At 64.1% G+C, this 23,399-nt stretch carries 19 protein-coding genes; 14 read left to right on the forward strand and 5 right to left on the reverse strand.

Annotated features, from left to right (window positions below; translation table 11 throughout):
* Positions 1–19 precede the first annotated feature (19 nt).
* Entirely contained in the window at positions 20–898 is an 879-nt protein-coding gene (locus AC1DDS_RS06940; RefSeq protein ID WP_477478201.1) for a GntR family transcriptional regulator, read from the reverse strand.
* A 215-nt stretch (positions 899–1,113) separates the two neighbouring features.
* Between AC1DDS_RS06940 and AC1DDS_RS06945 the strand changes: the two genes are divergently transcribed.
* From AC1DDS_RS06945 to AC1DDS_RS07010, 14 genes are all read left to right on the forward strand, one after another.
* Positions 1,114–2,133, forward strand: coding sequence for an aldo/keto reductase (locus AC1DDS_RS06945; protein ID WP_477478202.1), 1,020 nt, complete (start codon positions 1,114–1,116; stop codon positions 2,131–2,133).
* Positions 2,134–2,159: 26 nt separating this feature from the next.
* Positions 2,160–2,606: an RbsD/FucU family protein gene (locus tag AC1DDS_RS06950; RefSeq protein WP_477478203.1), complete on the forward strand. Its 447-nt coding sequence runs from the start codon at positions 2,160–2,162 to the stop codon at positions 2,604–2,606.
* Between the two features lie 306 nt (positions 2,607–2,912).
* The gene (locus AC1DDS_RS06955) at positions 2,913–3,902 is read left to right on the forward strand and encodes a substrate-binding domain-containing protein (RefSeq protein WP_477478204.1); all 990 of its coding nucleotides are present in this window, start codon (positions 2,913–2,915) and stop codon (positions 3,900–3,902) included.
* Between the two features lie 113 nt (positions 3,903–4,015).
* The gene (locus tag AC1DDS_RS06960; protein ID WP_477478205.1) at positions 4,016–5,566 is read left to right on the forward strand and encodes a sugar ABC transporter ATP-binding protein; all 1,551 of its coding nucleotides are present in this window, start codon (positions 4,016–4,018) and stop codon (positions 5,564–5,566) included.
* Positions 5,567–5,598: 32 nt separating this feature from the next.
* On the forward strand, positions 5,599–6,573 hold the full coding sequence (locus tag AC1DDS_RS06965) for an ABC transporter permease (RefSeq protein ID WP_477478206.1): 975 nt from the start codon (positions 5,599–5,601) through the stop codon (positions 6,571–6,573).
* A 112-nt stretch (positions 6,574–6,685) separates the two neighbouring features.
* A complete protein-coding gene (locus AC1DDS_RS06970; RefSeq protein ID WP_477478207.1) occupies positions 6,686–7,417 on the forward strand; it encodes an SDR family oxidoreductase in 732 nt (243 codons plus the stop codon).
* 184 nt (positions 7,418–7,601) lie between these two features.
* On the forward strand, positions 7,602–8,885 hold the full coding sequence (gene phaZ, locus AC1DDS_RS06975) for a polyhydroxyalkanoate depolymerase (protein WP_477478208.1): 1,284 nt from the start codon (positions 7,602–7,604) through the stop codon (positions 8,883–8,885).
* Positions 8,886–9,025: 140 nt separating this feature from the next.
* Complete coding sequence (locus AC1DDS_RS06980; protein WP_310414156.1) at positions 9,026–9,454, forward strand: DUF2852 domain-containing protein; 429 nt, start codon at positions 9,026–9,028, stop codon at positions 9,452–9,454.
* Between the two features lie 92 nt (positions 9,455–9,546).
* Positions 9,547–10,308: a M48 family metallopeptidase gene (locus tag AC1DDS_RS06985; RefSeq protein WP_477478209.1), complete on the forward strand. Its 762-nt coding sequence runs from the start codon at positions 9,547–9,549 to the stop codon at positions 10,306–10,308.
* 65 nt (positions 10,309–10,373) lie between these two features.
* Entirely contained in the window at positions 10,374–11,066 is a 693-nt protein-coding gene (locus AC1DDS_RS06990; RefSeq protein WP_477478210.1) for a phosphoribosylanthranilate isomerase, read from the forward strand.
* The gene (trpB, locus tag AC1DDS_RS06995; protein WP_477478211.1) at positions 11,063–12,283 is read left to right on the forward strand and encodes a tryptophan synthase subunit beta; all 1,221 of its coding nucleotides are present in this window, start codon (positions 11,063–11,065) and stop codon (positions 12,281–12,283) included. Before AC1DDS_RS06990 ends, trpB begins: the two co-directional genes overlap by 4 nt.
* Before the next feature lies 1 nt (position 12,284).
* Positions 12,285–13,124: a tryptophan synthase subunit alpha gene (trpA, locus tag AC1DDS_RS07000; protein WP_310414168.1), complete on the forward strand. Its 840-nt coding sequence runs from the start codon at positions 12,285–12,287 to the stop codon at positions 13,122–13,124.
* A 38-nt stretch (positions 13,125–13,162) separates the two neighbouring features.
* The gene (accD, locus tag AC1DDS_RS07005) at positions 13,163–14,065 is read left to right on the forward strand and encodes an acetyl-CoA carboxylase, carboxyltransferase subunit beta (protein WP_310414170.1); all 903 of its coding nucleotides are present in this window, start codon (positions 13,163–13,165) and stop codon (positions 14,063–14,065) included.
* Between the two features lie 38 nt (positions 14,066–14,103).
* The gene (locus tag AC1DDS_RS07010) at positions 14,104–15,432 is read left to right on the forward strand and encodes a bifunctional folylpolyglutamate synthase/dihydrofolate synthase (protein WP_477478257.1); all 1,329 of its coding nucleotides are present in this window, start codon (positions 14,104–14,106) and stop codon (positions 15,430–15,432) included.
* A gap of 87 nt (positions 15,433–15,519) precedes the next feature.
* On the opposite strand, the gene trxA is transcribed toward AC1DDS_RS07010, so the two are convergent.
* The 4 genes from trxA to AC1DDS_RS07030 form a co-directional block, all read right to left on the reverse strand.
* Positions 15,520–15,843, reverse strand: a complete 324-nt coding sequence (gene trxA, locus AC1DDS_RS07015; RefSeq protein WP_477478212.1) for a thioredoxin — start codon at positions 15,841–15,843, stop codon at positions 15,520–15,522.
* A gap of 74 nt (positions 15,844–15,917) precedes the next feature.
* The gene (gene addA, locus AC1DDS_RS07020; protein ID WP_477478213.1) at positions 15,918–19,472 is read right to left on the reverse strand and encodes a double-strand break repair helicase AddA; all 3,555 of its coding nucleotides are present in this window, start codon (positions 19,470–19,472) and stop codon (positions 15,918–15,920) included.
* Positions 19,465–22,656, reverse strand: coding sequence for a double-strand break repair protein AddB (addB, locus tag AC1DDS_RS07025; protein WP_477478214.1), 3,192 nt, complete (start codon positions 22,654–22,656; stop codon positions 19,465–19,467). The genes addA and addB overlap by 8 nt, the downstream gene beginning before the upstream one ends.
* Positions 22,653–23,384, reverse strand: coding sequence for a nucleotidyltransferase family protein (locus AC1DDS_RS07030; RefSeq protein WP_477478215.1), 732 nt, complete (start codon positions 23,382–23,384; stop codon positions 22,653–22,655). Before AC1DDS_RS07030 ends, addB begins: the two co-directional genes overlap by 4 nt.
* Positions 23,385–23,399: the final 15 nt, after the last annotated feature.

Consider the following 23,399-nt stretch of genomic DNA (forward strand, 5'->3'; position numbering starts at 1 on the left):
TAAAGAGACGACCGGACCTTCAACTGATCGATTGCAGCAAGGTTTCCCGCGCCGACTTCAAGTGCCGCCGGCAGGCTTCGTCGATCCGGGCGGGGTCACGCGACTGCAACGCCTGGATATAGGCAAGGTGTTCCTCCAGTGCGCGAGCATTGCGCTGGCGGGCATTCGTCTTGTTCCACTGGTAGTGGTAGTGGAAGACGATCGCGATGATGTCGTAGAAATCGACGATGAAGCGGTTCTTCGAGGCCTTGTGCACGAGCAGGTGAAACCTCTCGTCCAGTGCGGAGAACTCGCGGTAGCGGTTTTCCACGTCGGAGAGGATTTCGCGGTGGAGGGCGGCGATCGCCTCCAGTTCCGCCCAGGCATGATGCTCTGCCGGCAGGTGTGCGAAGGCGGCTGCGGAGCGCAATTCGAACATCTCGCGCACCTCTGTCAGTTCCAGCGCGAACTCGGGTGTGAATCCCTTCAGTACCCAATGGCTGTTCGGCCGCTTCTCGATCAGGCCGAACCGGCTGAAGCGGATCAGGAATTCGCGCACGCTCGTCGTGCCGGTGCCGATCTCGCGGGCTAGCTCCAGTTCGTTGATCTGCATGCCGGGCTCGGCGCCGCCGGCGAGAATCCGCCGCATGAAGCTGCGCTCGATGATCTCGGAAAGCGAGTCGGTCTCTTCCGCCGGGAAGTGGTCGGACCGAGAAGGTTTGCGGAGAACGACCTTGCGGCGCTTGGACCACTCGATCAGCCCGATCTCCTCCAGGCGCGCCAGGATCGCGCGGACGGTGGTGCGACTGACGCCGAGCTGGCTGCCGAGTTCCGGTTCGGATGGTAGCCTGTCGGCCTTCTCGATGAGACCGAGGCAACGATTGAATGCATCCTTGAACACGGTGTTCTGCTTGGCCATGAATCCCGCCCCGAGGAATGAGGTGCCGTCGCGCTCCCTTAGCAGTAGTCGGCGCCTTATCCAGTCGGTTGATACGGAGGCGCGCGTGTTCCTACTCCCTACTGCTGCTGAGCACATAGACCATTGACCTTGATCTGTCTATTGTAGTTAAAAGACAGAAGGGTTTAGCGCAAAGCACTACGCGCAGGGTGGTCCAGCGTGCTGCGGGAGGCGCCATGCTGACAAGCACCATTGGGACGACGGGGCTTTCCGTCACGGAATACAGCTTCGGCACGGCCGCGCTGGGCGGTCTCTACCGTGCCTGCCCGCGCGACGTGGCGATGGAAACGTTGCAGGCGGCCTGGGACGAGGGGATTCGGTATTTCGATACAGCGCCCTGGTACGGTTTCGGCCTCGCCGAACGCGAGCTTGGCGATTTCCTGCGAGACAAGCCGAACCAGGAATGGGTCCTGTCCACCAAGGTCGGCCGCATCATGTTTCCGGTCGCCGACGACAAGGTCCCGAACTACGGCTACGTCGATCCGCTGCCGTTCGACGTGCGCTACGATTACAGCTACGACGGCATCATGCGATCACTGGAACTGAGCTACGCCCGGCTCGGCCTGAACCGGATCGACATCCTGTATGTCCACGACATCGGCGTTTACACGCACGGGGCAGAGGGCAATGCATACCATTTCAAGGCGCTGATGGATTCCGGGCTGAAGGCGCTTGAGGAACTCAAGACATCCGGCACGATCAAGGCCTTCGGGCTGGGCGTGAACGAGGTCCCGATCTGTCTCGACGTGATGAAGCATGCGTCGATTGACTGCATTCTTCTGGCCGGCCGCTACACGCTGCTGGATCGGACGGCCGTCGATGATCTGTTGCCGCTCTGCCTGGAGCGCAACACCTCTGTCGTCGCGGGCGGCGTCTTCAATTCCGGCATTCTGGCAACCGGGGCTGCTGAGGGCGCGCATTTCGACTACATGCCGGCATCGAACGACGTACTTTCGAGGGTGCGCGCACTGGAGGAACTGGCCGGCGCGAATGGTGTTCCGCTTGCCGCTGCCGCAATGCAGTTTCCTCGTCGGCATCCGGCGGTTGCCTCCGTCCTGATCGGTACGGCCAAGCCGTCCAGCCTGCGCCGCAATGCCGAGTTGCTGAGGACGCCCGTGCCGGATGCGTTCTATGCTGAGGCATCGGCCTATAGCCTGGTGGCTCCCCCGCTCGGAACCGAGGCCGTCCGTCAGTAGGAAGTTCTCCAAAAGGAATCTGGCGCATGTTGAAAGGCATCCATCCCCTTCTCGGACCCGACCTGCTGCATGCGTTGCGGACTATGGGCCACGGCGACGACATCGTCATTGCGGACGCGAATTTTCCGGCGAGTTCCATGGGACCCCGGGTCATTCGCGCCGATGGCGTCGATGCGATCAGCATGACCGAGGCGGTGTTGACGCACATGCCGCTCGACACCTTCGTACCTGAAGCCGCCTGGCGAATGCAGGTCGTCGGTGATCCGGCCGCCGTGCCGCCGGTGTGCGCCGAGTTCCAGAAGGTCGTCAACCGGCTTGCGGGCGACTTCGCCGTCCATTCGGTGGAGCGCTTTGCGTTCTACGAGATGGCCAGGCAGGCGGCCTATATCGTCGCCACCACCGAATTTCGGCTTTACGGCAACATCATTCTCAGGAAGGGCGTCGTGCTCCCGAACGAAGTCTTCAAGGCCTGACCGCTAGGCCCTGATGACCGGCGAATAGAATGAATATTCTGCGTTGACAACGTTGCGGAACCGATGTTTCACTTGGGCAGGTTCCCGCCGATCGCAGGTCGGTCGGGTTGGGGGACGTAGAAGGAACTGTGCGAAAGCGCCTGGGGCAGGGCGTGGAATAATCAGAGGCGGTCAATTGTTTGCCAAGCGGGGTCGCCGCTGCCCGCGTACCTGAGAAGATGTTTTTTATAGATAAAAACCATCCGCAGTGCGTTCAGCGGTTCGGTTTGTGGAGGAGAGAACGCACCGAGAGAGGAGAACTTCCAAATGCGCATCGCCAAATCGCTTTTGTCCCGCCGCGCCTTTACCGCGCTTGCCGGTGCCGCCGTTCTCGCGACGATGTCGCCGGCCGCATCCTTTGCGCAGGACGTCACCATTCCGATCATCGTGAAGGACACGACCTCGTTCTACTGGCAGATCGTGCTCGCCGGCGCCCGCGCCGCAGGCAAGGATCTCGGCGTGAACGTGCCGGAACTGGGTGCGCAGTCGGAGGCCGACATCAATGGTCAAATCAGCATTCTCGAGAACGCGGTTGCCGGCAAGCCGGCGGCGGTGGTGATCGCACCGACCGAATTCAAGGCGCTCGGCAAGCCGATCGACGAAGCGGCAAAAGCCGTGCCGATCATCGGCATCGACTCGGCCGCGGATTCCAAGGCCTTCAAGTCATTCCTGACCACCGACAACGTCCAGGGCGGACGGATCGCCGCTGATGGCCTAGCCGCCGCCATTAAGGAAATGACCGGCAAGGAAGAGGGTGAAGTCGTGATCCTCACCAATCTCCCTGGCGTCGGCTCGCTTGAGCAGCGCCGCGAGGGCTTCCTCGACCAGGTCAAGACGAAGTATCCGGGCCTCAAGGTGATTGCCGACAAATACGGTGATGGCCAGGCGACGACGGGCCTCAACATGATGACCGACCTGATCACCGCCAATCCGAACCTCGTCGGTGCCTTTGCATCGAACCTGATCCTGGGGCAGGGCGTCGGTCAGGCGATCGCGGAAAACAACCTCGGCAGCAAGCTCAAGGTCATTGCCTTTGACAGCGATGACAAGACGGTCGGCTTCCTGAAGGACGGCTCGCTTGCCGGTCTCGTCGTGCAGGACCCCTACCGTATGGGCTATGACGGCATAAAGACGGCGCTCGCGGTCTCGAAGGGCGAGAGTGTGCCGGAAAATGTAGACACCGGCGCGAACCTGGTGACGAAGGTCAACATGAGCGACCCGAAAATCGACGCGCTGATCAACCCCAAGATCAAGTAGGCGGCTTCACAGCCGCGCCGACATTGACGTGTCGGCGCGGCTGGCTTTGACATACGCCCCTTGGACGTCTTCGACGTTTAGGGCCGCACCGGACATGACGGGAGGAGACGTCCATGAGTCGGCTGGAAGAACTCGCGCATCGCCATGATGACGCGCTGTTGACCGAAGGAAGCCGTATTGCCGCGGGCACTCCGATCCTCGAATTGAAGGGTTTGCAGAAGAACTACGGCTACGTGCAGGCGCTGAAGCCGGCGACGATGATCTTTCTGGCGGGCGAAATCCACGCGATCGTCGGCGAGAACGGTGCGGGCAAATCCACCCTCATCAAGCTCCTGACCGGCGTCATCACGCGCACCGCCGGCGAAATCCTGTGGTGCGGTCACCCGGTTACCCTAGCCACGCCGAACGAAGCGATCGCCCGCGGCATTAATGCGGTGCATCAGGAAGTGGTCCTCTGCCCACACCTGACCGTGGCGGCAAATCTCTTTCTCGGCGACGAGGTGAACCGCAACGGCCTGATGCGGAAGAAGCAGATGGAGAAGATGGCCCGGGCCGTCCTCGACGATCTGGGCTTCGGCCTACCCGCGGATGTGCCCCTCGGTTCGTTGACGATCGGCCAGCAGCAGCTCGTCGCCACCGCCCGGGCGGCCATGCGCGGCACGCAGTTCCTTATCTTTGACGAGCCGACCGCCTATCTGACGCGCCAGGAGTCCGCGCAGCTCTTCAAGCTGATCCGGCGCCTGCAGAGCGAGGGCGTGACGATCGTCTACATCAGCCATCGCCTGGAGGAAGTGTTCGAGTTGGCCGACCGGGTCTCGGTTCTGCGGGACGGCACGCATGTCGGCACGCGGAATATCGGCGACACCAACGAGAACGAGCTGATTGCGCTGATGATCAACCGCTCGATCGAGCAGATCTACCACAAGGAGGAGATCCCGCTCGGGGAAACGATTCTCGAGACGCGCGGTCTCTCCGGTCCGGGCTTCGAAGACATTTCGCTGTCGGTGCGGGCGGGCGAGATCGTCGGCCTCTATGGCCTGATCGGCGCCGGCCGCAGCGAGTTTGCGCTCGGCCTCTACGGGCGCCATCCGATCTCAGCAGGCGAGATCCGTTGGATGGGCAGCAAGGTCGAGATCAGGAACGAACGGACCGCGATGGAGCTGGGCATTGCCCTTGCCCCGGAAAGTCGCCGCGACCAGGGGCTGTGCCTCAACCTGCCGATCGGCCTCAACATCAATCTTCCCGTGTTCAGGAAACTGAGTCACGGCCCGGTGATCGGTCGCGCCGAGGAGGCGGCGAATGCCGACAAGCAGATCCGCGACCTCAGCATCAAGACCCCGACCCGGCGCGCGCTCGCCTCGGCGATGTCGGGCGGTAACCAGCAGAAGATCGTCATCGGCAAGTGGCTGAGCTACGGTGCACGGCTTTTCGTCTTCGATGAGCCGACCGTCGGCGTGGACGTCGGCACGAAGGCGGAGATCTACCGGCTCTTCGCCAAGCTCCTGAAAGAGGGCGCCGGCATCATCCTGATCTCCTCCTATCTGCCGGAAGTCTACGAGCTGGCGGACCGACTGCATGTGTTCCGTGGCGGCAGGCTCGTCGGCAGCCACGATTTCCATGATGCGACCCACGAAGAAGTGCTCGGCGAAGCGATTGGCGTCTAGGCGGACGCGAGAGTGAAGAGGGAGAAGCAAGCATGACCATCACTTCAACGGACGCCGCAGCCGTCGCGCCGCGGCGCGGGATGAACGTCCTCTTCAGCCTGACGCTCATCGGCTTGCTTCTTCTTCTGTGGATCGGGCTCGGTATCGTCACCGCGAGCTTCTGGACGCCGCTGAACATCTCCAACCTGCTGCGACAAGGGGCGATGACGGCCATCCTCGCGGTTGGCCAGACCTTCGTCATCATCACCGCCGGCATCGACCTGTCGGTCGGTGCGATCGTCGGCTTTTCCAGCGTCATCCTCGCCTGGCTTCTGCAGGCAGGCGTGCCGCTCTGGATCGCCATCGCGGCCACGCTTCTCCTGGGTGTCGCGATCGGCGTCTTTCACGGCTTCGGCATCGTGCGCATGGGGCTTCCTCCGTTCATCATCACCCTTGCGACGCTGACGGCGTTGCGCGGCATCGGTCTGCTGATCACCAATGGCTCGACGATCTCGATCACCAACGAAGCGTTCACCAATTTCGCCCGATCCGACTTCCTCGGCATTCCGAGCCTGTTCTGGATGGTGATCCTGATCGCGGTGCCGGCCTACGTGTTCCTGCATCTGAGCCGCTGGGGCCGCTATCTCTTCGCCGTCGGCTCCAACAGCGAGGCTGCGCGCCTGTCTGGCGTCAACGTCAACCGCACGATCTACATGGCCTATATCCTGTCGGCGACCTGCGCGGCTTTCGTCGGTGTCTTGCTCGCCTCGCGCATCGGCATCGGCAACGCGACACAGGCGGAGGGCTGGGAGTTGCAGGCGATCGCCTCGTCGGTCATCGGTGGAACCAGCCTCTTCGGGGCGGTCGGCTCGGTCCATGGCCCGTTGATTGGCGCCTTCATCCTGGCGACCATCAACAACGGCGCGAACCTGCTGAATGTCAATTCGTTCTGGCAGCGCATCATCACCGGCCTGCTGATCATTGTGATCGTCTATTTCGACCAGCTGCGCCGCCGCAGCAGCCGTTGACGAGGCACTTCGACGCGGAAGCATGGTCTGATCAAGGCGGTAGCGAAGGTCTCTGGCTGATTGCCTGCCGTACCATCAATCCCTGAAGAACCCAGATGTCGAGGACAGCAACATGAGCGCAAACCTGATGGGCAAGACGGCGCTGGTCACGGCCGCGGGGCAGGGGATCGGCCGCGCGTCGGCGCTCGCCTACAAGCGTGCCGGCGCAAACGTGATCGCAACGGACATCAACAGCGAAGCCCTGCAAACGCTGGCCGTGGAGGGCATTTCCACGCGTCTTCTCGATGTCCGCGACGAAACCGCGATAAGGGGTACCATTGCAGAGGTCGGCGCGGTCGACGTTCTCTTCAACTGTGCTGGTGTCGTCCACGGAGGAACCGTCCTCGATGTGAAGGACGAGGAACTTGAGTTTGCCTGGGACCTCAATGTCCGTTCCATGGTGCGCACCGTGCGGGCCGTGCTGCCGGGCATGCTGGCGCGGGGCGGCGGCACCATCGTCAACATGTCTTCCGTTGCAAGCAGCGTGAAAGGCGTGCCGAACCGCTTTGCCTATTCCGTGACCAAGGCTGCCGTGATCGGCCTGACCAAGTCCATTGCCGCCGACTATGTCGGCCAGAATATCCGCTGCAACGCGATTTGCCCCGGAACGGTGGAAAGTCCGTCGCTGCAGGAGCGCATGCGGGCGGGCGGTGACTACGAGGCGGCGCGTGCCGCCTTTGTCGCGCGCCAGCCGATGGGGCGGATCGGAACGCCGGAGGAGATCGCCGATCTCGCCGTCTATCTCTCCGGGGCGACCTACACGACCGGCCAGGCCTATGTGATCGATGGCGGCTGGACGGGGTAGCGACCCGGCAAAATGCTTATCGGGGGTAGTTTTTGCCCCCAATCGGCCGGTGTCCGTTCTGTTGCACCGCAGCGAAAACATGATAGTGTGTTAATAATCACGGATCAGCAGCATGCACCGAGCGCAGTGCGCGCCCGAACGGAACGGCGGCTTCCAAAAGTTCACGACGGGGTGATTGCTTAGAATGTACTACCAACTCTATGAAATGAATCACGCCATGATGGCGCCCTGGCGCGCTGTGGCCGACCAGATGCGGCTTGCCTACAGCAACCCGCTCAATCCCCTCTCGCACACCTATTTCGGTCGGTCGATGGCGGCGGGGCTGGAGGTTTTGGAGCGGGCGACCCGGCGCTACGCCAAGCCGGCGTTCGGTCTCGACGAAACCGTGATCGATGGCAAGACTGTGTCGGTTCACGAGAAGATCGTCTGGCAACGTCCGTTCTGCAATCTCATCCATTTCGAGCGCTGCCTGCCGGCCGGGCACCGGCCCGATCCGAAGACCCTGATGGTGGCGCCGATGTCGGGCCACTACGCAACCCTCCTGCGCGGTACGGTCGAAACGCTGCTGCCCGATGCGGAAATCTACATCACGGACTGGGTCGACGCCCGGATGGTGCCGCTGTCGGATGGCGCCTTCGATCTCGACGATTTCATCGACTACATCGTCCAGATGCTGCACGCGCTGGGACCGGACACGCACGTAATCGCAGTCTGTCAGCCGTCCGTGCCGGTGCTCGCCGCCGTAGCGCGCATGGAAGAGGACGGCGATCCGCTGTCGCCGTCGTCGATGACGCTGATGGGCGGTCCGATCGATACGCGCGTCAACCCGACCGCGGTGAACCGTCTTGCCGAGGAACGTCCGATCGACTGGTTCCGGGACAATGTGATCATGCCGGTGCCGTGGCCTCAACCCGGTTTCATGCGCCTGGTCTATCCCGGCTTCCTGCAGCTTTCCGGCTTCATGTCGATGAACCTCGACCGACACCTGATCGCCCACAAGGAGTTCTTCGCGCATCTCGTCAAGAACGACGGCGACGCTGCGGAAAAACACCGCGACTTCTACGACGAGTACCTGGCGGTGATGGACATGACGGCCGAGTTCTATCTGCAGACAGTCGAGACGGTGTTCATGAAGCATTCCCTCCCGAAGGGGGAGATGATGCACCGCGGCCGGCGCGTCGACACGACGGCGATCCGCAACGTCGCACTCCTGACCGTGGAGGGCGAGAATGACGATATCTCCGGCGTCGGCCAAACCAAGGCCGCGCAGACGATCTGCACCAACATCCCGGAAAACATGCGCATGCACTACATGCAGCCGGATGTCGGTCACTATGGCGTGTTCAACGGCTCGCGCTTCCGTCGCGAGATCGCCCCGCGCATCCTCTCCTTCATCGCCGCCAACGGCCGCGGAGAGAAAACCGTCCCGCGCGTCGTCAAAGGCGGCAAGTCCGCAAGCGGGAAATAGCTCCACATCGATTTTGCGTGGAGCTTTCAGGCGCTTGTCCGATTCCGCCGGACGGCGTCTTGAAGGGCGATCTTCACCTTACCACATCGAAATCACCGGGCGCCGTGGTGGCGGTCGGGCGAATGTGAGGAAGATTGCAAATGAACCAGTCTGCACTGCTGCGTCCCGACTGGACGCCTGCGACCATCGCGCTGATGGTGCTGGGCTTTATGGTCTTCTGGCCCCTGGGCCTGGCCATGCTCGCCTACATCATCTTCGGTGAGCGGCTGAAAAGCTTCAAGAAAGATGCCAACGAGAGAGCGGATGGCTTTTTCGCCTCCTGCCGCGGGCATCGCCGTGGGTTTCGCGGCCATGGCTTCGGATCTGGCAACGTCGCCTTTGACGAATGGCGCGATGCCGAACTAAAGCGCCTCGAAGAGGAGCGCCGCAAGCTCGACGAGATGCGCGAGGAATTCGACGCCTATATGCACGAACTGCGCAAGGCGAAGGACAAGGAGGAGTTCGACCGCTTCATGCGCGAGCGCCGCTCCGGCAATGGCGGCTCGGTGCCGGTCGCCCCGAACGCCTGACGGCGATGTGCTGGCCGACGTGATTGCCGGCGCCCTCGCGGCGCCGGTTTTGCGTGGTTCAATGGCAACGCGAATCGGCTAATAAGGACCTGATGTTTTCCTCTCTTCTGAAATCCCGCCGTGCCTCCGGGACGCCGCCTCCACCGGAGACCAGGCAGGTCGAGGTGAATGGCAGGAGCGTGCCGCTGACGATCCGCCGCAACGCCCAAGCCACACGGCTGACGCTGCGCATCGAGCCCGGCGGGCGGGCACTGAGGATGACGGTGCCGACCGGCCTTCCCGAGCGTGAGATCCGGGATTTTCTCGATCGGCATCAGGCTTGGCTGATGACCAAGCTCGCACGGTTTTCGACGACCAGTACGCTGTCGGACGGCCATCACATCTTAATCCGCGGCGTTGCCCATCGCATCGAGGAAACCGGCAAGCTGCGCGGTCTGACAGAGGCCGTGATGGTCGACGGTGAGCCGGTCCTGCGGGTCAGCGGCCTGAGCGAGCACGTGCCGAGACGCATTTCTGACTTCCTCAAGAAGGAAGCGCGGAAGGACCTGGAGGCGCGTGTCGCAATCCATGCACCGAACGTTGGCCGCAAGGTCCGTTCGCTGACGCTGCGAGACACACGCAGCCGCTGGGGTTCCTGCTCCGCGGACGGTGCGCTCAGCTTTTCCTGGCGAATCGTCATGGCCCCTCCCTTCGTGATAGACTACCTCGCCGCTCACGAGGTTGCGCATTTGCGCGAGATGAACCACGGCCCCGCGTTCTGGAAGCTGTGCGGAGAGCTGTGCCCGCGCGTCGACGAAGCCAAGCACTGGCTCAAGCGTAACGGCACCATGCTTCACGCTCTCGATTTCGACTGACCGCCTTGTCAGGGGCGAGGCGAATGTCCTCGACTCTTCGGCGATTTCATGCGAGGTCCATCCCCATGAACAGCAGTGCCAGGACAAACCTCGACATCAAGATTTGCGGGCTGAAAACCTGTGAGGCAGTGCAGCGTGCCGTCGATCTCGGTGCCAGCCACATCGGCTTCATCTTCTTCGCAAAAAGCCCGCGCAATATCGAGCCGGCGGACGCTGCCGAGCTGGCCGAGCTGGCGCGTGGCCGCGCGAAGATCGTCGCCGTGACCGTAAACGCCGACAACGATGATCTGGACGAAGTCGTTGCGCTTCTGCGGCCGGATATCCTGCAATTGCATGGCAGCGAAAGTCCGGAGCGCGTCCTGACGATCAAGGCCGTTTACGGGCTGCCGGTGATGAAGGCCTTTTCCGTGCGTGAGGCGGCGGATCTGGAAAAGATCGACGCCTACGTCGGCATTGCCGACCGGTTCCTGTTCGATGCAAAACCGCCGGCCGGTTCCGATCTACCCGGTGGCAATGGCGTATCCTTCGACTGGGCCCTGATGCATGCGCTTGACGACGGCCTCGATTACATGCTTTCCGGTGGATTGAACAAGGACAATGTCGGCGAAGCCATCGCGGTGACGCGCGCGCCGGGCATCGATATCTCGTCTGGGGTCGAAAGTGCCCCTGGCGTCAAGGACATCGGCAAGATGGAAGAGTTTTTTGCAGCGGTACGGCGGGCGACCGATCCGGCCGTGGCCGCAGGGAGCAGGATGTGAATCAGTCACCCAATCTGAATTCGTTTCGCGGTGGTCCCGATGAGGACGGGCGCTTTGGCATCTATGGCGGCCGCTTCGTCGCCGAAACGTTGATGCCGCTGATCCTCGACCTGCAGGAGAAATGGGACGAGGCGAAGACGGATCCGGAGTTCCAGAAGGAACTGGCCAATCTCGGTACCCATTACATCGGCCGGCCCTCGCCGCTGTACTTCGCCGAGCGCCTGACGGAGCATCTCGGCGGCGCGAAGATCTACTTCAAACGCGAGGAACTGAACCACACCGGATCGCACAAGATCAACAACTGCATCGGCCAGATCCTGCTGGCCAAGCGCATGGGCAAGACGCGGATCATCGCCGAGACCGGTGCTGGACAGCACGGCGTTGCCTCCGCGACGGTTGCCGCGCGCTTCGGTCTGCCTTGCGTCGTCTACATGGGCGCCACCGACGTCGAGCGCCAGGCGCCGAACGTCTTCCGCATGAAGCTGCTCGGCGCCGAGGTGAAGCCGGTCACCGCCGGCCACGGCACGCTAAAGGATGCGATGAACGAGGCCCTGCGCGACTGGGTCACGAATGTCGACGACACCTACTACCTGATCGGCACGGCCGCAGGCCCGCACCCCTATCCGGAAATGGTCCGCGATTTCCAGGCCGTGATCGGCCGCGAGGCGCGCGAACAGATCCTGGCGGCGGAAGGCCGGCTGCCCGACGTCGTCATCGCCGCCGTGGGCGGTGGCTCGAACGCCATCGGCATCTTCCATCCGTTCCTCGACGACAAGGACGTGAAGATCGTCGGCGTCGAGGCCGGCGGTAAGGGGCTCGACGGAGAGGAGCACTGCGCCTCGATCACGGCGGGCTCGCCGGGCGTGCTGCATGGCAACCGCACCTATCTGCTGCAGGACGGCGACGGCCAGATCAAGGAAGGCCATTCGATATCGGCAGGTCTCGACTATCCGGGCATTGGACCGGAGCACTCCTGGCTGAACGACGTCGGCCGCGCCGAATACGTGCCGATCATGGACTACGAGGCGCTCGAAGCCTTCCAGCTTCTGACCCGGGTCGAAGGCATCATCCCGGCGCTTGAGCCGAGCCATGCGTTGGCCGAGGTGATCAAGCGCGCACCGAAGATGGGCAAGGACGAAATCATCCTGATGAATCTCTCCGGCCGCGGCGACAAGGACATCTTCACCGTCGGCAAGATTCTCGGCATGGAGCTCTAAGATGACCGCGCGCATGGACAAACGCTTTGCCGATCTCGCAGCCGAGGGCCGCCCGGCGCTCGTGACCTATTTCATGGGCGGCGACCCGGATTACGCAAGCTCGCTTGCCATCATGAAGGCCTTGCCGAAGGCCGGTGCGGATGTGATCGAACTCGGCATGCCCTTTTCCGATCCGATGGCCGACGGCCCGGCGATCCAGCTCGCGGGCCAGCGCTCGCTAAAGGGCGGGCAGACACTGGCCAAGACCCTGCAGATGGCGCGCGACTTCCGCCTCGAGGACGCCGACACGCCGATCGTGCTGATGGGATACTACAATCCGATCTACATCTACGGCGTCGACCGTTTCCTGGAGGATGCGCTGGCAGCCGGCATCGACGGGCTGATCGTCGTCGACCTTCCGCCGGAGATGGACGACGAACTCTGCATTCCGGCGCTTGAGCGGGGAATCAACTTCATCCGGCTGGCCACGCCGACTACGGACGCGAAGCGCCTTCCGAAGGTGCTCGAGAACACGTCCGGGTTCGTCTACTACGTGTCGATGAACGGCATTACCGGATCGGCGCTGCCGGATCCGGCCTTGATCGGCGGCGCCGTCAGCAAGATCAAGAACCATACGAAACTGCCCGTCTGCGTCGGCTTCGGTGTCAAGACGGCGGAGCACGCGCGCGCCATCGGCGCCTCGGCGGACGGCGTTGTCGTCGGCAGCGCAATCGTCAACCAGATCGCGTCGAGCCTCACGGCCGAGGGCGCTGCCAGCGAAGCGACCGTCGCCGGTGTTGAGGCGCTGGTGCGCAGCCTCGCATCGGGCGTGCGCGGCGCCCGGCTTGCCGCAGCGGAATAAATCCCCACATAGGGGCGAAAAATTCAGGAGTAACTTCAGTGAACTGGATCACAAACTACGTTCGGCCGAAGATCAATTCGATGCTGGGCCGCAGGGAAGTTCCGGAGAACCTCTGGATCAAGTGCCCGGAAACGGGCGAGATGGTCTTTCATCGCGACCTCGAAGAGAACAAGTGGGTCATCCCGGCTTCCGGCTATCACATGAAGATGCCGGCCAAGGCTCGGCTGAAGGACCTGTTCGATGACGGCGCCTACGAGGCCCTGCCGCAGCCGAAGGTGGCGCAGGATCCGCTGAAGTTTCGCGATTCCAAGAAGTATGTCGACCGCCTCAAGGACAGCCGCGCCAAGACCGAGCAGGAAGACACGATTCTGGCGGGCGTCGGACGTGTCCGCGGCCTGAAGCTCGTCGCTGTCGTGCATGAGTTCAACTTCATGGGCGGCTCGCTCGGAATTGCTGCGGGCGAGGCGATCGTCAAGGCCTTTGAGCGGGCGATCTCGGAAAAGTGCCCGCTGGTGATGTTTCCGGCCTCCGGTGGCGCGCGCATGCAGGAGGGGATCCTGTCGCTGATGCAGCTGCCGCGCACGACGGTCGCGGTCGAGATGCTGAAGGAAGCGGGGCTGCCCTATATCGTCGTCCTGACCAACCCCACGACCGGCGGCGTCACGGCATCCTATGCCATGCTCGGCGACGTCCACATGGCCGAACCGGGTGCCGAAATCTGCTTTGCCGGCAAGCGGGTGATCGAACAGACGATCCGCGAACAGTTGCCGGAAGGCTTCCAGACGTCCGAGTACCTGCTGGAGCACGGTATGGTGGACATGGTGGTCAAGCGCCATGATATCCCCGATACGCTGGCGCGCATTCTGAAGATTCTGACGAAAAAACCGGTTGCAGAGGCCACCAAGTCGGCTGGCGTTGTCGCCATTGCCGCCAGCGCCTGATTGATCCGGGGCAGAGGCGCGACATGGAAACGGCCGACATGACCGAGGCGGGTCGGGAGATCGAGAAGCTCCTTGCCCTGCACCCCAAGGGTTTCGATTTGTCGCTGGATCGCATCACGCGCCTGCTTTCGGCGCTTGGCGATCCGCACAAGCGCCTCCCGCCCGTGATCCATGTCGCCGGCACGAATGGCAAGGGATCGGTCACGGCCTTCAGCCGGGCCATTCTGGAAGCCGCCGGCCTTTCCGTCCACGTCCACACCTCTCCCCATCTCGTCAATTGGCACGAGCGCTACCGGCTTGGCCGGAAGGATGGCGGTGGCGCATTCGTTTCCGACTCGGTCCTGGCCGACGCCGTGCGTCGGGTCGCCGACGCCAACGGTGGTGAGAAGATCACGGTTTTCGAGATCCTGACCGCCGTCACATTCCTCCTCTTTTCCGAGCATCCGGCCGATGTTGCGATCATCGAGGTCGGGCTCGGCGGCCGCTTCGACGCCACCAACGTCATCGAGCAGCCGGCGGTATCGGTCATCATGCCGATCGCCCTGGATCACCAGGCTTATCTCGGTGATCGCGTCGAGCTGATCGCGGCCGAGAAGGCTGGGATCATGAAGAAGGGTGCGCCTGTCGTTATTGGGCAGCAGGCCGAGGATGCGGCTCGCGACGTGCTCGTCGCCACTGCCGAGCGTCTCTCCTGCCCGCATGCGGTCTACGGCCAGGATTTCCTCGCCTACGAGGAATTTGGCCGCATGGTCTATCAGGACGAGTTCGGTCTTTTTGACCTCCCGCCGCCAAAGCTTCCCGGGCGGCATCAGTTTGCGAACGCCGCTGCGGCAATCCGTGCGGTCAAGGCAACCGGTCTGCCGGTGACCGAGCGAGCCATCGAACGGGGTCTCGTTTCGGTCGAGTGGCCGGGTCGATTGCAACGGCTTACCGTCGGTGCGTTGACGAAGGTCGCGCCGGCATCCTCGGAGATCTGGGTCGACGGCGGACACAATCCGGGCGCCGGCGTGGTGATCGCCGAGACGATGGCGACGTACGAGGAACGCGATCCGCGGCCGCTCTTCCTCGTCATCGGCATGATCAATACCAAGGATCCGGTCGGCTTCTTCGAGGCGTTCCGGGGGATTGCCGAGCGTGTCTTCACCGTGCCGATTCGCGGTTCGGACGCGGGCATCGATCCGGTGGCGCTGGCAAGCGATGCAATGGATGCAGGACTGCAGGCCGAGCCGGTCTCCTCCGTTGCCGAAGCACTGCATGCGATCGGCCGCATCGTCGAGGATGACGCGGTCGCGCCCCGCATCCTTATCGGCGGTTCGCTTTATCTCGCCGGCGACGTGCTTGCCGACAACGGAACGCCGCCGACCTGAGGGTGGCCGCATTGCTCGAACAATGTCACCCAACAACAAAAAGGCCCGGAAAAACCGGGCCTTTCAAAGCATCGGTGCGCAAGCGGATTATGCCGCTGCAGTCGAAATCCAGGACGACAGCGCCGTCTTCGGGGCCGCGCCGACCTTGATGTCCGCCACCTGGCCGCCCTTGAAGATGGCAAGCGTCGGGATAGAGCGCACGCCGAATTGCGCAGCAAGTTCCGGGTTCTCGTCGATGTTCAGCTTGGCAACCTTCACCTTGCCGGCGAGCTCGGCAGAAATCTCCTCCAGTGCGGGTGCGATCATCTTGCACGGGCCGCACCATTCTGCCCAGAAATCAACGACCACCGGCTCGGCGGAATTGAGGACTTCGGCCTGGAAATTAGAATTGTCAACTTTCACGGTAGCCATGAGGGGCTGCTCCTTGGGAGATTGAGGTTGCACTTCATGTGATGAGGGGCCGGAGCCATTTCAATGCCGGTATCTCACTTTGTCGCAAGCTCGGCAAGACTTGCGGCCATGGCTTCGTCAGCAAGCCAGAAGACCTGCGGCGCTTCGGTATAGACCAGGCCGCAGCGGATCGTCCGGCCGGGATAGAGCGGCGCCAGGATCGCACGATAGATCGAGAGCTGCGCGACATGCTCGAAGGGGAGGTCGGCCTTGGCGGTCGGCGGCTGCCGATTCGTCTTGAAGTCGACGATCTCGACCGCGTCCTGCGTGACGACCATCCGGTCAATGCGCCCGGACACCGCATAGTCCGTCCGTCCGAGTCTCATCGTGCCCATGATGGAGACCTCGGCGCGTGCGAGCGGTGAAAAGATCGCAGCAAGAGATCGTTCCTGCATGATCGCAAAAGCGGCACTGACAAGATTGTCCCGGTCACGGCCCGGCCAATGCCGCGTGGCGCGGTCAAGGTACCGCCGCGCCGCCGCCGGGCGGTTGGCGACGGGCAATCCAGGCAGGATCTGCAGGAAGCGATGGAGAATCCGGCCGCGTTCGAGCGAGCGGCCGGTCCCCGATCCCGTGCGCGACGCAAAGAGCGCCGAGCCAACGATCAGATCGGATTGCGATGTGTCGATAACTGCGGCCGCGCCGGAGGGGCTCAAGGGGCGGGGCAGATGGCGCTGCGGCGGCAGGGGACGGCTCAGCGCCGGTGGTAGCGGCGATGCACGCTCCGCCTCGGCCTGAATGACGGCTTCGGGTGAACCGCCTCGGGCATCGGGCTCCCGCCAGGCATGGCCAAGCCATTTGTCCGACGCGGTCGAATATGTGATCTCGTTGCAGCGGGCGTCCTGCGAGAGTGCCAGCTGAACCATTCCATGCCAGGTGCCCTTGCTTTCCTTCTTGCCGCGGTAACCGCAGACGATCAGTCGGTCGGCGGCGCGGGTCATGGCGACATAGAGCAGGCGGCGGTATTCCTCTTCCGCCTGCGTGCTGAGGCGCAGGGCATCGGTCTCCGTCAGGGCATTGCCGAGGGAGGTGGTTGGCAGCCAGGCAGGCAGGGCGCCGCCATCGCTGCCCGCTCCGGCCAGGAAGCGAAATTTCGGCATATGCGTGTGCGTGAACGGCGCGCCGCCGCCGTCCACGAGAAAAACGACAGGAGCCTCGAGTCCCTTGGCTGCGTGCACCGTCATGATGCGCACTTCGTCGCGACCCTTGTCCTGCTCCCGCTTGACGCTCGGCGCCTCCAACTCCAGCGTCGAGATGAACGCCTGCAGGCCAGGCAGGCCGTTCTCCTCCTGCTCCAGCGCGAAGGAGAGGAATTCGTCGATGATTTCGCCGGCTTCCTGCCCCAGGCGCGCCAGGAAGGCTGCACGGCCGCCGAGCGCGCCGATCACGCGGGCATAGAAATCATGAACGGGCAGCGCGCGGGCCAACTGTGCGAAGTGGTTCAGCCGGCTCACGATTGCTGAAACGACGTCGTCCCCTTCGGCCTGGGTTTGCAGGTGGTGCCAGAGGCTTGTCCGCTCCGGCCTGCGCGCCGCAAGCTCGAACAGCGTTTCCTCGGATAATCCGAACAGCGGGCTTTTCAAAAGGGCGGCCAGCGACAGGTCGTCCTCGGGCAGCAGCGCAAAGCGACCGAGCGCAAGCAGGTCCAGCACGGCGATGTGCCCGGTTAGTACCAGCCGGTCGGCGCCGGCGACGGGGATCTGATGCGGCTGCTTCAATGCGCGCGTCAGGGCGTTGACGAAGGCATCGCGCTTGCGAACGAGGACGATGATATCGCCGGGCCGCATCGGCCGCGCGACACCCTTTTCCGTCACTGTCTCCTGGCCGATCCAACTGGCAATCGTATCGGCGATGCGCCGGGCAAGGACATTGACCGGCGCCCGTTCCGGCACCGCGTCGAAGGGGGCCGTCCAATCCTCCTCGTCGATCGCTTCGACCGGCGCGATCACCTCCCAGACGTCCACCGCGCCCGGCTCACGGCCCCGGTTCGAGGCGTGGACGATGTCGGCGTTGTCGGGCGAAAGTCCACGCGCATGATCGGCGATGGAGAAGACCTGATCAACGGCGGAGAGCACGTCGCGAGTCGAGCGGAAGGACAGCAGCAGCCGGATCGTCTGGAAGGCGATCTCCGCGTCATTCGCCCGCCGCGCCGTTTCCCGACCTTCCTGCGCGAAGCGCTCCGGGCGCGCGCCCTGGAAGGAATAGATCGACTGCTTTTCATCGCCGACGGCAAAGACGGTGCGCACCGCGTTGCGCGCACTGGAGCCGGCGAAGAATTCGCCGGTCAGCGCGCCGATAATCGCCCATTGCCGCGGGCTTGTGTCCTGTGCCTCGTCCACCAGCACGTGATCGATGCCTTGGTCGAGCTTGTAGTGAATCCAGGCGCCGACATCGCTGCGGGTCAGCAGCGCGGCGGCGCGGTCGATAAGGTCGTCAAAGTCGAGCAGACTGCGGCCGCGCTTGAGGTCCTCGTAGTCACCGATAAGTCGCTCGGCGATGACAAGCGCGGCGCAAGTGGCCTCGAACATGTCAAACCGCCGCAAGCGGTCCTGGCAGGCGATCACGTGGCTCTGAAAGTCAGCAAAGAACGGCTCGAAATCGGCAGACGCATCCTTGATCTTCTTTGATAGGAGAGCGCGGTCGAGGCTGGCGGGCGTCCCGCTGGCGGTGAAGAAGATCTCGCACAGGGTCGTTCGCCGTTGCTCCGGATCGCGCAGTTCGGGCACTGTTGCAAGGACCGCGACATTGCCCTTGACCGTCTCGCTACCGACAGCGAGCGCCGTCTCGATGTACCGCCGGAACAGGTTTGCGTCGAAGTTGCGGGGCGGCCAGAAGGCTTCGGTGAGGCTTGCGGCGTCTTCCCCCGGCCCAAAGCCGAGCTGCTCGCGCAGAAAGGCCTGCGTGCCACCATGTTCCGTGGCCGTCTCGATGAAGTCGCGAATGGCGCCCCGGTTGGCGATAATGTCGCCGATCAGCCGTTCGAGCCCGGTGTCGTCGGCAATGTCGAGGACCGTCGCGAAGGCTTCGGCAAGTGCGGGGTCGTCCTCCGTCGAGGTGGCGGTCAGAAGCGATCTGCGGGCATCGGCGAGGAGAACCGCCGCGGCCCGGTCGTCGAGCACGGAGAAATGGCCGGCGACGTTGGCCTCGAGCGGAAACTGATGCAGCAGCGCCTCGCAGAAGGCGTGAATGGTCTGGATCTTCAGGCCACCCGGCGTCTCCAGCGCGCGGGCGAAAAGGCGGCGCGCTTCCGCGAGCTTCAGCTCGTCCGGCCGCACGCCTTCGATCTCCTCGACGCGGGCGGCCAGCGCTTCGTCGGGCAGCACCGCCCATTCGGCGAGGCGGTCGAAGACGCGGTTCGACATTTCCGATGCCGCCGCCTTGGTGTAGGTGAGGCAGAGAATGGCCGAGGGTCGGCAGCCGGCGAGCAGCAGGCGGATCACCCGTTGCGTCAGCACGTGTGTCTTGCCGGAGCCGGCATTGGCCGAAACCCAGGCCGAACCGGAGGGGTCGGAGGCGGCGGCCTGCTTGCGGCCGGTCCAGCTCAGCCAGGCGCCGGGATCGTCGGCATGCGGCCGGTCGTCCTTAAGCATCGTCCTCTCCTTCGCTGCCCTCGGCCGTCGACCATTCCGCAACCCGCGCGAGGTGGTCGTATTCACCGCCAAAGTCGCGCTCTGCTTCCGGAATGACCCGCGAGGCGAAGCCGTAGCGCCCGGCAAGCAGCTGCGTCAGCAGCTTTTCAAGCTCGCCGAGAGCCTCGTCGGCGAGATCTGCGGCCGATTTTGGCTGCCGGTCCTTCGTCGGCTTTGCGTGCTCGTTGTTGACGTTCTCGGCGCCGAAGCGGTCGCCGGGCTTCAGCCGAACATAGGTGAGGTCGGCCGGCGCTATTTGCTTGAGGTCGCGGAACCCGCCTCGCTTGAGCGCGGCGGCTTCGAGCGCAAGCTGCGGATCGAGCAGCGCGCGGGCGATTTTCAGCGATGGCGAGCTGCCGGTCTTGTAGTCAATCAGGTCGGCGCGGCCATCGGCGTACAGATCGATGCGGTCGGCGACGCCGGTCAGGCGCAAGCCGGGGATACCGAGTTCGAGCGAGGCGGGCACTTCCGTCAGGCTCTTGACCACGGAGGCGCGTCGCCTGGTGTCCCAGTCGAGAAAGGCGCGCGCGACCGCCTGGAAGCGCGGACGCCAGACGGCGTTAATGTGCAAGGGCAGAGCGATGCGGTCGAACTCTTCCGCGGTAATGCGGCCCATCAGCTCGGGATCGGCGCCGTCGCTCGACCGCTCGCGCACGTAGCGATCGACGATCCGGTGGTAGAGCGTTCCGCGCTCGGCAGCACCCGGATCGATATTGAACGGCGCGACCGGATGAAGGCGCAGGATCCGGCGCGCATAGATCGCATAGGGATCGCGGCGCAGCCGCCCGACCTCGCTGAAGGAATAGCTGCGCGGCTGGAGCTCTGCCGGGGGACGAGGCTCGGGCCGCGCCGCCGGCTTTTGCGGCGGGCGTTCGTCGAGGAGGTTCGCCCAGTGCAGGAAGTCACTGCCTTGTCTGCGGAGATCGTTGCCAAGCGCCTCGCCACCGACGGCGAGCAGCCGCTGCAGCCAGCGCGAGGCGACGGTGGGGGACGTGCCGCTGCGCATCGCGCGGGTCAACACCAGGTTCTTTGCCGCGCAGGCCATCTGGAAATCGTGCGCGAGCTGTCCGATGCGCCGCTCCGGCGGCTCCAGCCCGATATTGGCTTTCATGACGCGCGACAGGAAGGCGTCGTTGGTTGTCTGTCCCGGCCAGGTTCCCTCGTTCAGACCGCCGATGACGATCGTATCGACGTTTTGCAGGCGCGATTCGAGCGCCCCGAAGATGAACACCCGCGGATGGCGCATGGAGCGCGGCTTGACGGTTTCGCTGGCGCCGAGCGCCTCGAGCGCATCGCACCATTGCGGCCCGTCCGCCTCGAGCTGGCCCTCTGCTTCCATGACGCCCTTGAGGAGCGATGCGAGGCCGTCGCCGGCCTCCCCGGACCAGAGGCCGGCGAGGCTGCCATGTTCGTCGACAGCGACGGCCTCCAATGCCCGCCCGGTGAGCTCGGCCCAATCGGACAGCGGCAGCGCCGAGGTGTAGCGCCGTCCGCTGCGGCCGTGGCGCACCAGGACACCAGCCAGTGGCTCGACGGCGGCGGCGATCCGCCGCGCCAGGTCAAAGGCCATGGGCGCGGCATCGTCGCTGATCGCTTCGCGCCAGGCGGGCGGCTTCCTGTCGGCGGAGTGGCGTGAAAGGGCTTCGTCCAGGAGGGGTTCGAGGGCGGAAATATCGACTTCGGTCGTCCCACCGCGAAGCGCGTAGAGCTCCAATGCGGTGGCTGCCTTGCCCATCGTCTCGGCGGGCAGGCCGAACCGCGCCAGCGGATGTTTCAGGAGGGCCACAAGGGCGACGGGATCGCCGGGACGAAGCGTGGCTTCCAGCAGAAGTCGCACGAGGCCGCCCTGCGGCGTCGACAGCAGTGGCGTGCCGGCGGAATCGTCGGCCTCGATGCCGAAGCGGGCAAGTTCGATCGCGACGCGCCGGGCCAGCTTGCGGTCGGGCGTGATCAGCGCGGCCTGGCTTTCTTCGCCGGCTTCGAGCGCGAGACGAAGGGCGATGGCGATCGCGGTCGCCTCCGCGCGTTCATTGGGTGCTTCGACCAGCGAGACGCCGGCAAAGGCATTGCGCAGCTCGCCATCGTCCACCCTTCGGCGTTGTTCTTCCCAGCCGGCGGTGGCATGGACGGGCAAGAGCGCCCGCGACAGCACGTCGGCCCGCCGTTCGAGATCGGGCTGCGGTTGTCCAAGGGGAAGGACCATCGTGCGGTCGAGGCCGAGGCGCTCGAGCAGGCGGCTCAGGCCGTATTGCGGGTGGCTGCGGTTTGACGCCTCTTGGGAGGGGTTGCCCGACGGATCATGCGCGACCAGCTGCCATTCGTCGTTCGACATCGAAAAATCGAGCCCGGGCAACACGACAGCACCGTTCGGCATCGCCGCGACGGCCTCGATCAACCGGGCGGTAGCGGGAATCGAACCCGTGGAGCCGGCGATGATCACCGGACCCGCGGGTGGTGCGGTCCGATAGCGTTCGGTTTCCGCTTCAAGCGTGGCGTTTCGACGAATCGAGGGCGACGAGCGGTTCAGCTCCTGCAGCCGTTGCGGCCAGAACACGCTGGCGATCCGCAGGAAAGCCAAGGTCAACTGCCACCATTGCGCATGATCATTGGCGTCAATCGTCTCGAGTGCCTGCCAATCGCGTTCCTCCGTCTCCATCGCATCGATGAGATCGGCAAGCTCGCGGGCGAGCCAGATCGCGTCGGCCGGGCTCGCCGGGGCAACGAGCGGGCTTTCGGCATGGACGGCGGTGATGGCGGCCGGCAGGCTGTTGCGCCAGGCGAGAACGAGCCGGGCGAGTTCGAGCAGGCGCGCGGGGCCGGACAGCGGCTCGGCCATGTCGAGCGCCGCCGGAGCGATCTCGTCGAAGAAACCGCTGTCGTCGTCCGTTTCGCCGAGCGGGCGAATGACGGGCAGGATCGCCGAGCGGCCGCCGAGCAGGTCGACGAATTCGGAGCGCAGCGTTCGCGCCGAGCGGCGCGTCGGCACATAGATCGTCAGGTCGGCAAGCGACAGCGGATCTGCCGGATCGTAGCGGAAGCCGGAGATGATTTCTCCCTGGCAGATCCTTTGCGCAAGCGTCTGCAGGAAGGGCAGGCCGGAGTGGATCGAGAAGACGTTGCCAGCGCTTTCGGTTCGTCCGTTCATGCCGCGCCGACCCGCCTGCCGACCGCCGCCTCGGCCTCGGCAATCGCTTCGGGCGTGCCGACGGTGATCCAGTGCCCGTCGAGCATCAGGCCGCGGAGACGGCCGGCAGCGATGGCGCGGTCGAAGTAGATGTTGATATTGAAAGGCTCGTTCGGGGCGTCGGAGAGAAGCGAGGGCAGCATCGCGATCGCGCCGGCGTAGACCACCGGTTCGCCGAGGCCAGCACTATAACGCGTCAGCCGGCCTTCCGCGTCCATCGAGAAATCGTTCTTGCCGTTGTGCCCGGTGGTGTTTTCGAGGCGGACGCAGAGCATCGCCATGTCCATCCGGGCCGGATCGAAGAAGGAGGCGAGGCGGCGCAGGTTCGTCTCCTCTCCCTGGCGTTCGCCAACCCAGAACAGGTCCGCATTGAGGACGAAGACCGGTTCAGGGCCGAGCAGTTGCAGGCCCTTGGCAAGTCCGCCGCCGGAATCCATCAGCGCATCCGTCTCGTCGGAAATCAAGATGTCGGGCCGCTGGCGGCGGGACAGGTGATCGATCATCTGGCCGGCAAAGTGATGCACGTTGACGACGGCGCGACGCACGCCGGCCGCAGCGAGCGCGTCCAGGCCATAGTCGATCATCGGCTTTCCCGCGATCGGTACCAGCGGCTTCGGCATCGTATTGGTGACCGGGCGCAAGCGCGTACCGAGGCCTGCGGCGAGCAGCATGGCATTTTCGATCTTCATCGCCGGCATCCGTCC

Source organism: Mycoplana sp. 10N416, from assembly GCF_056394765.1.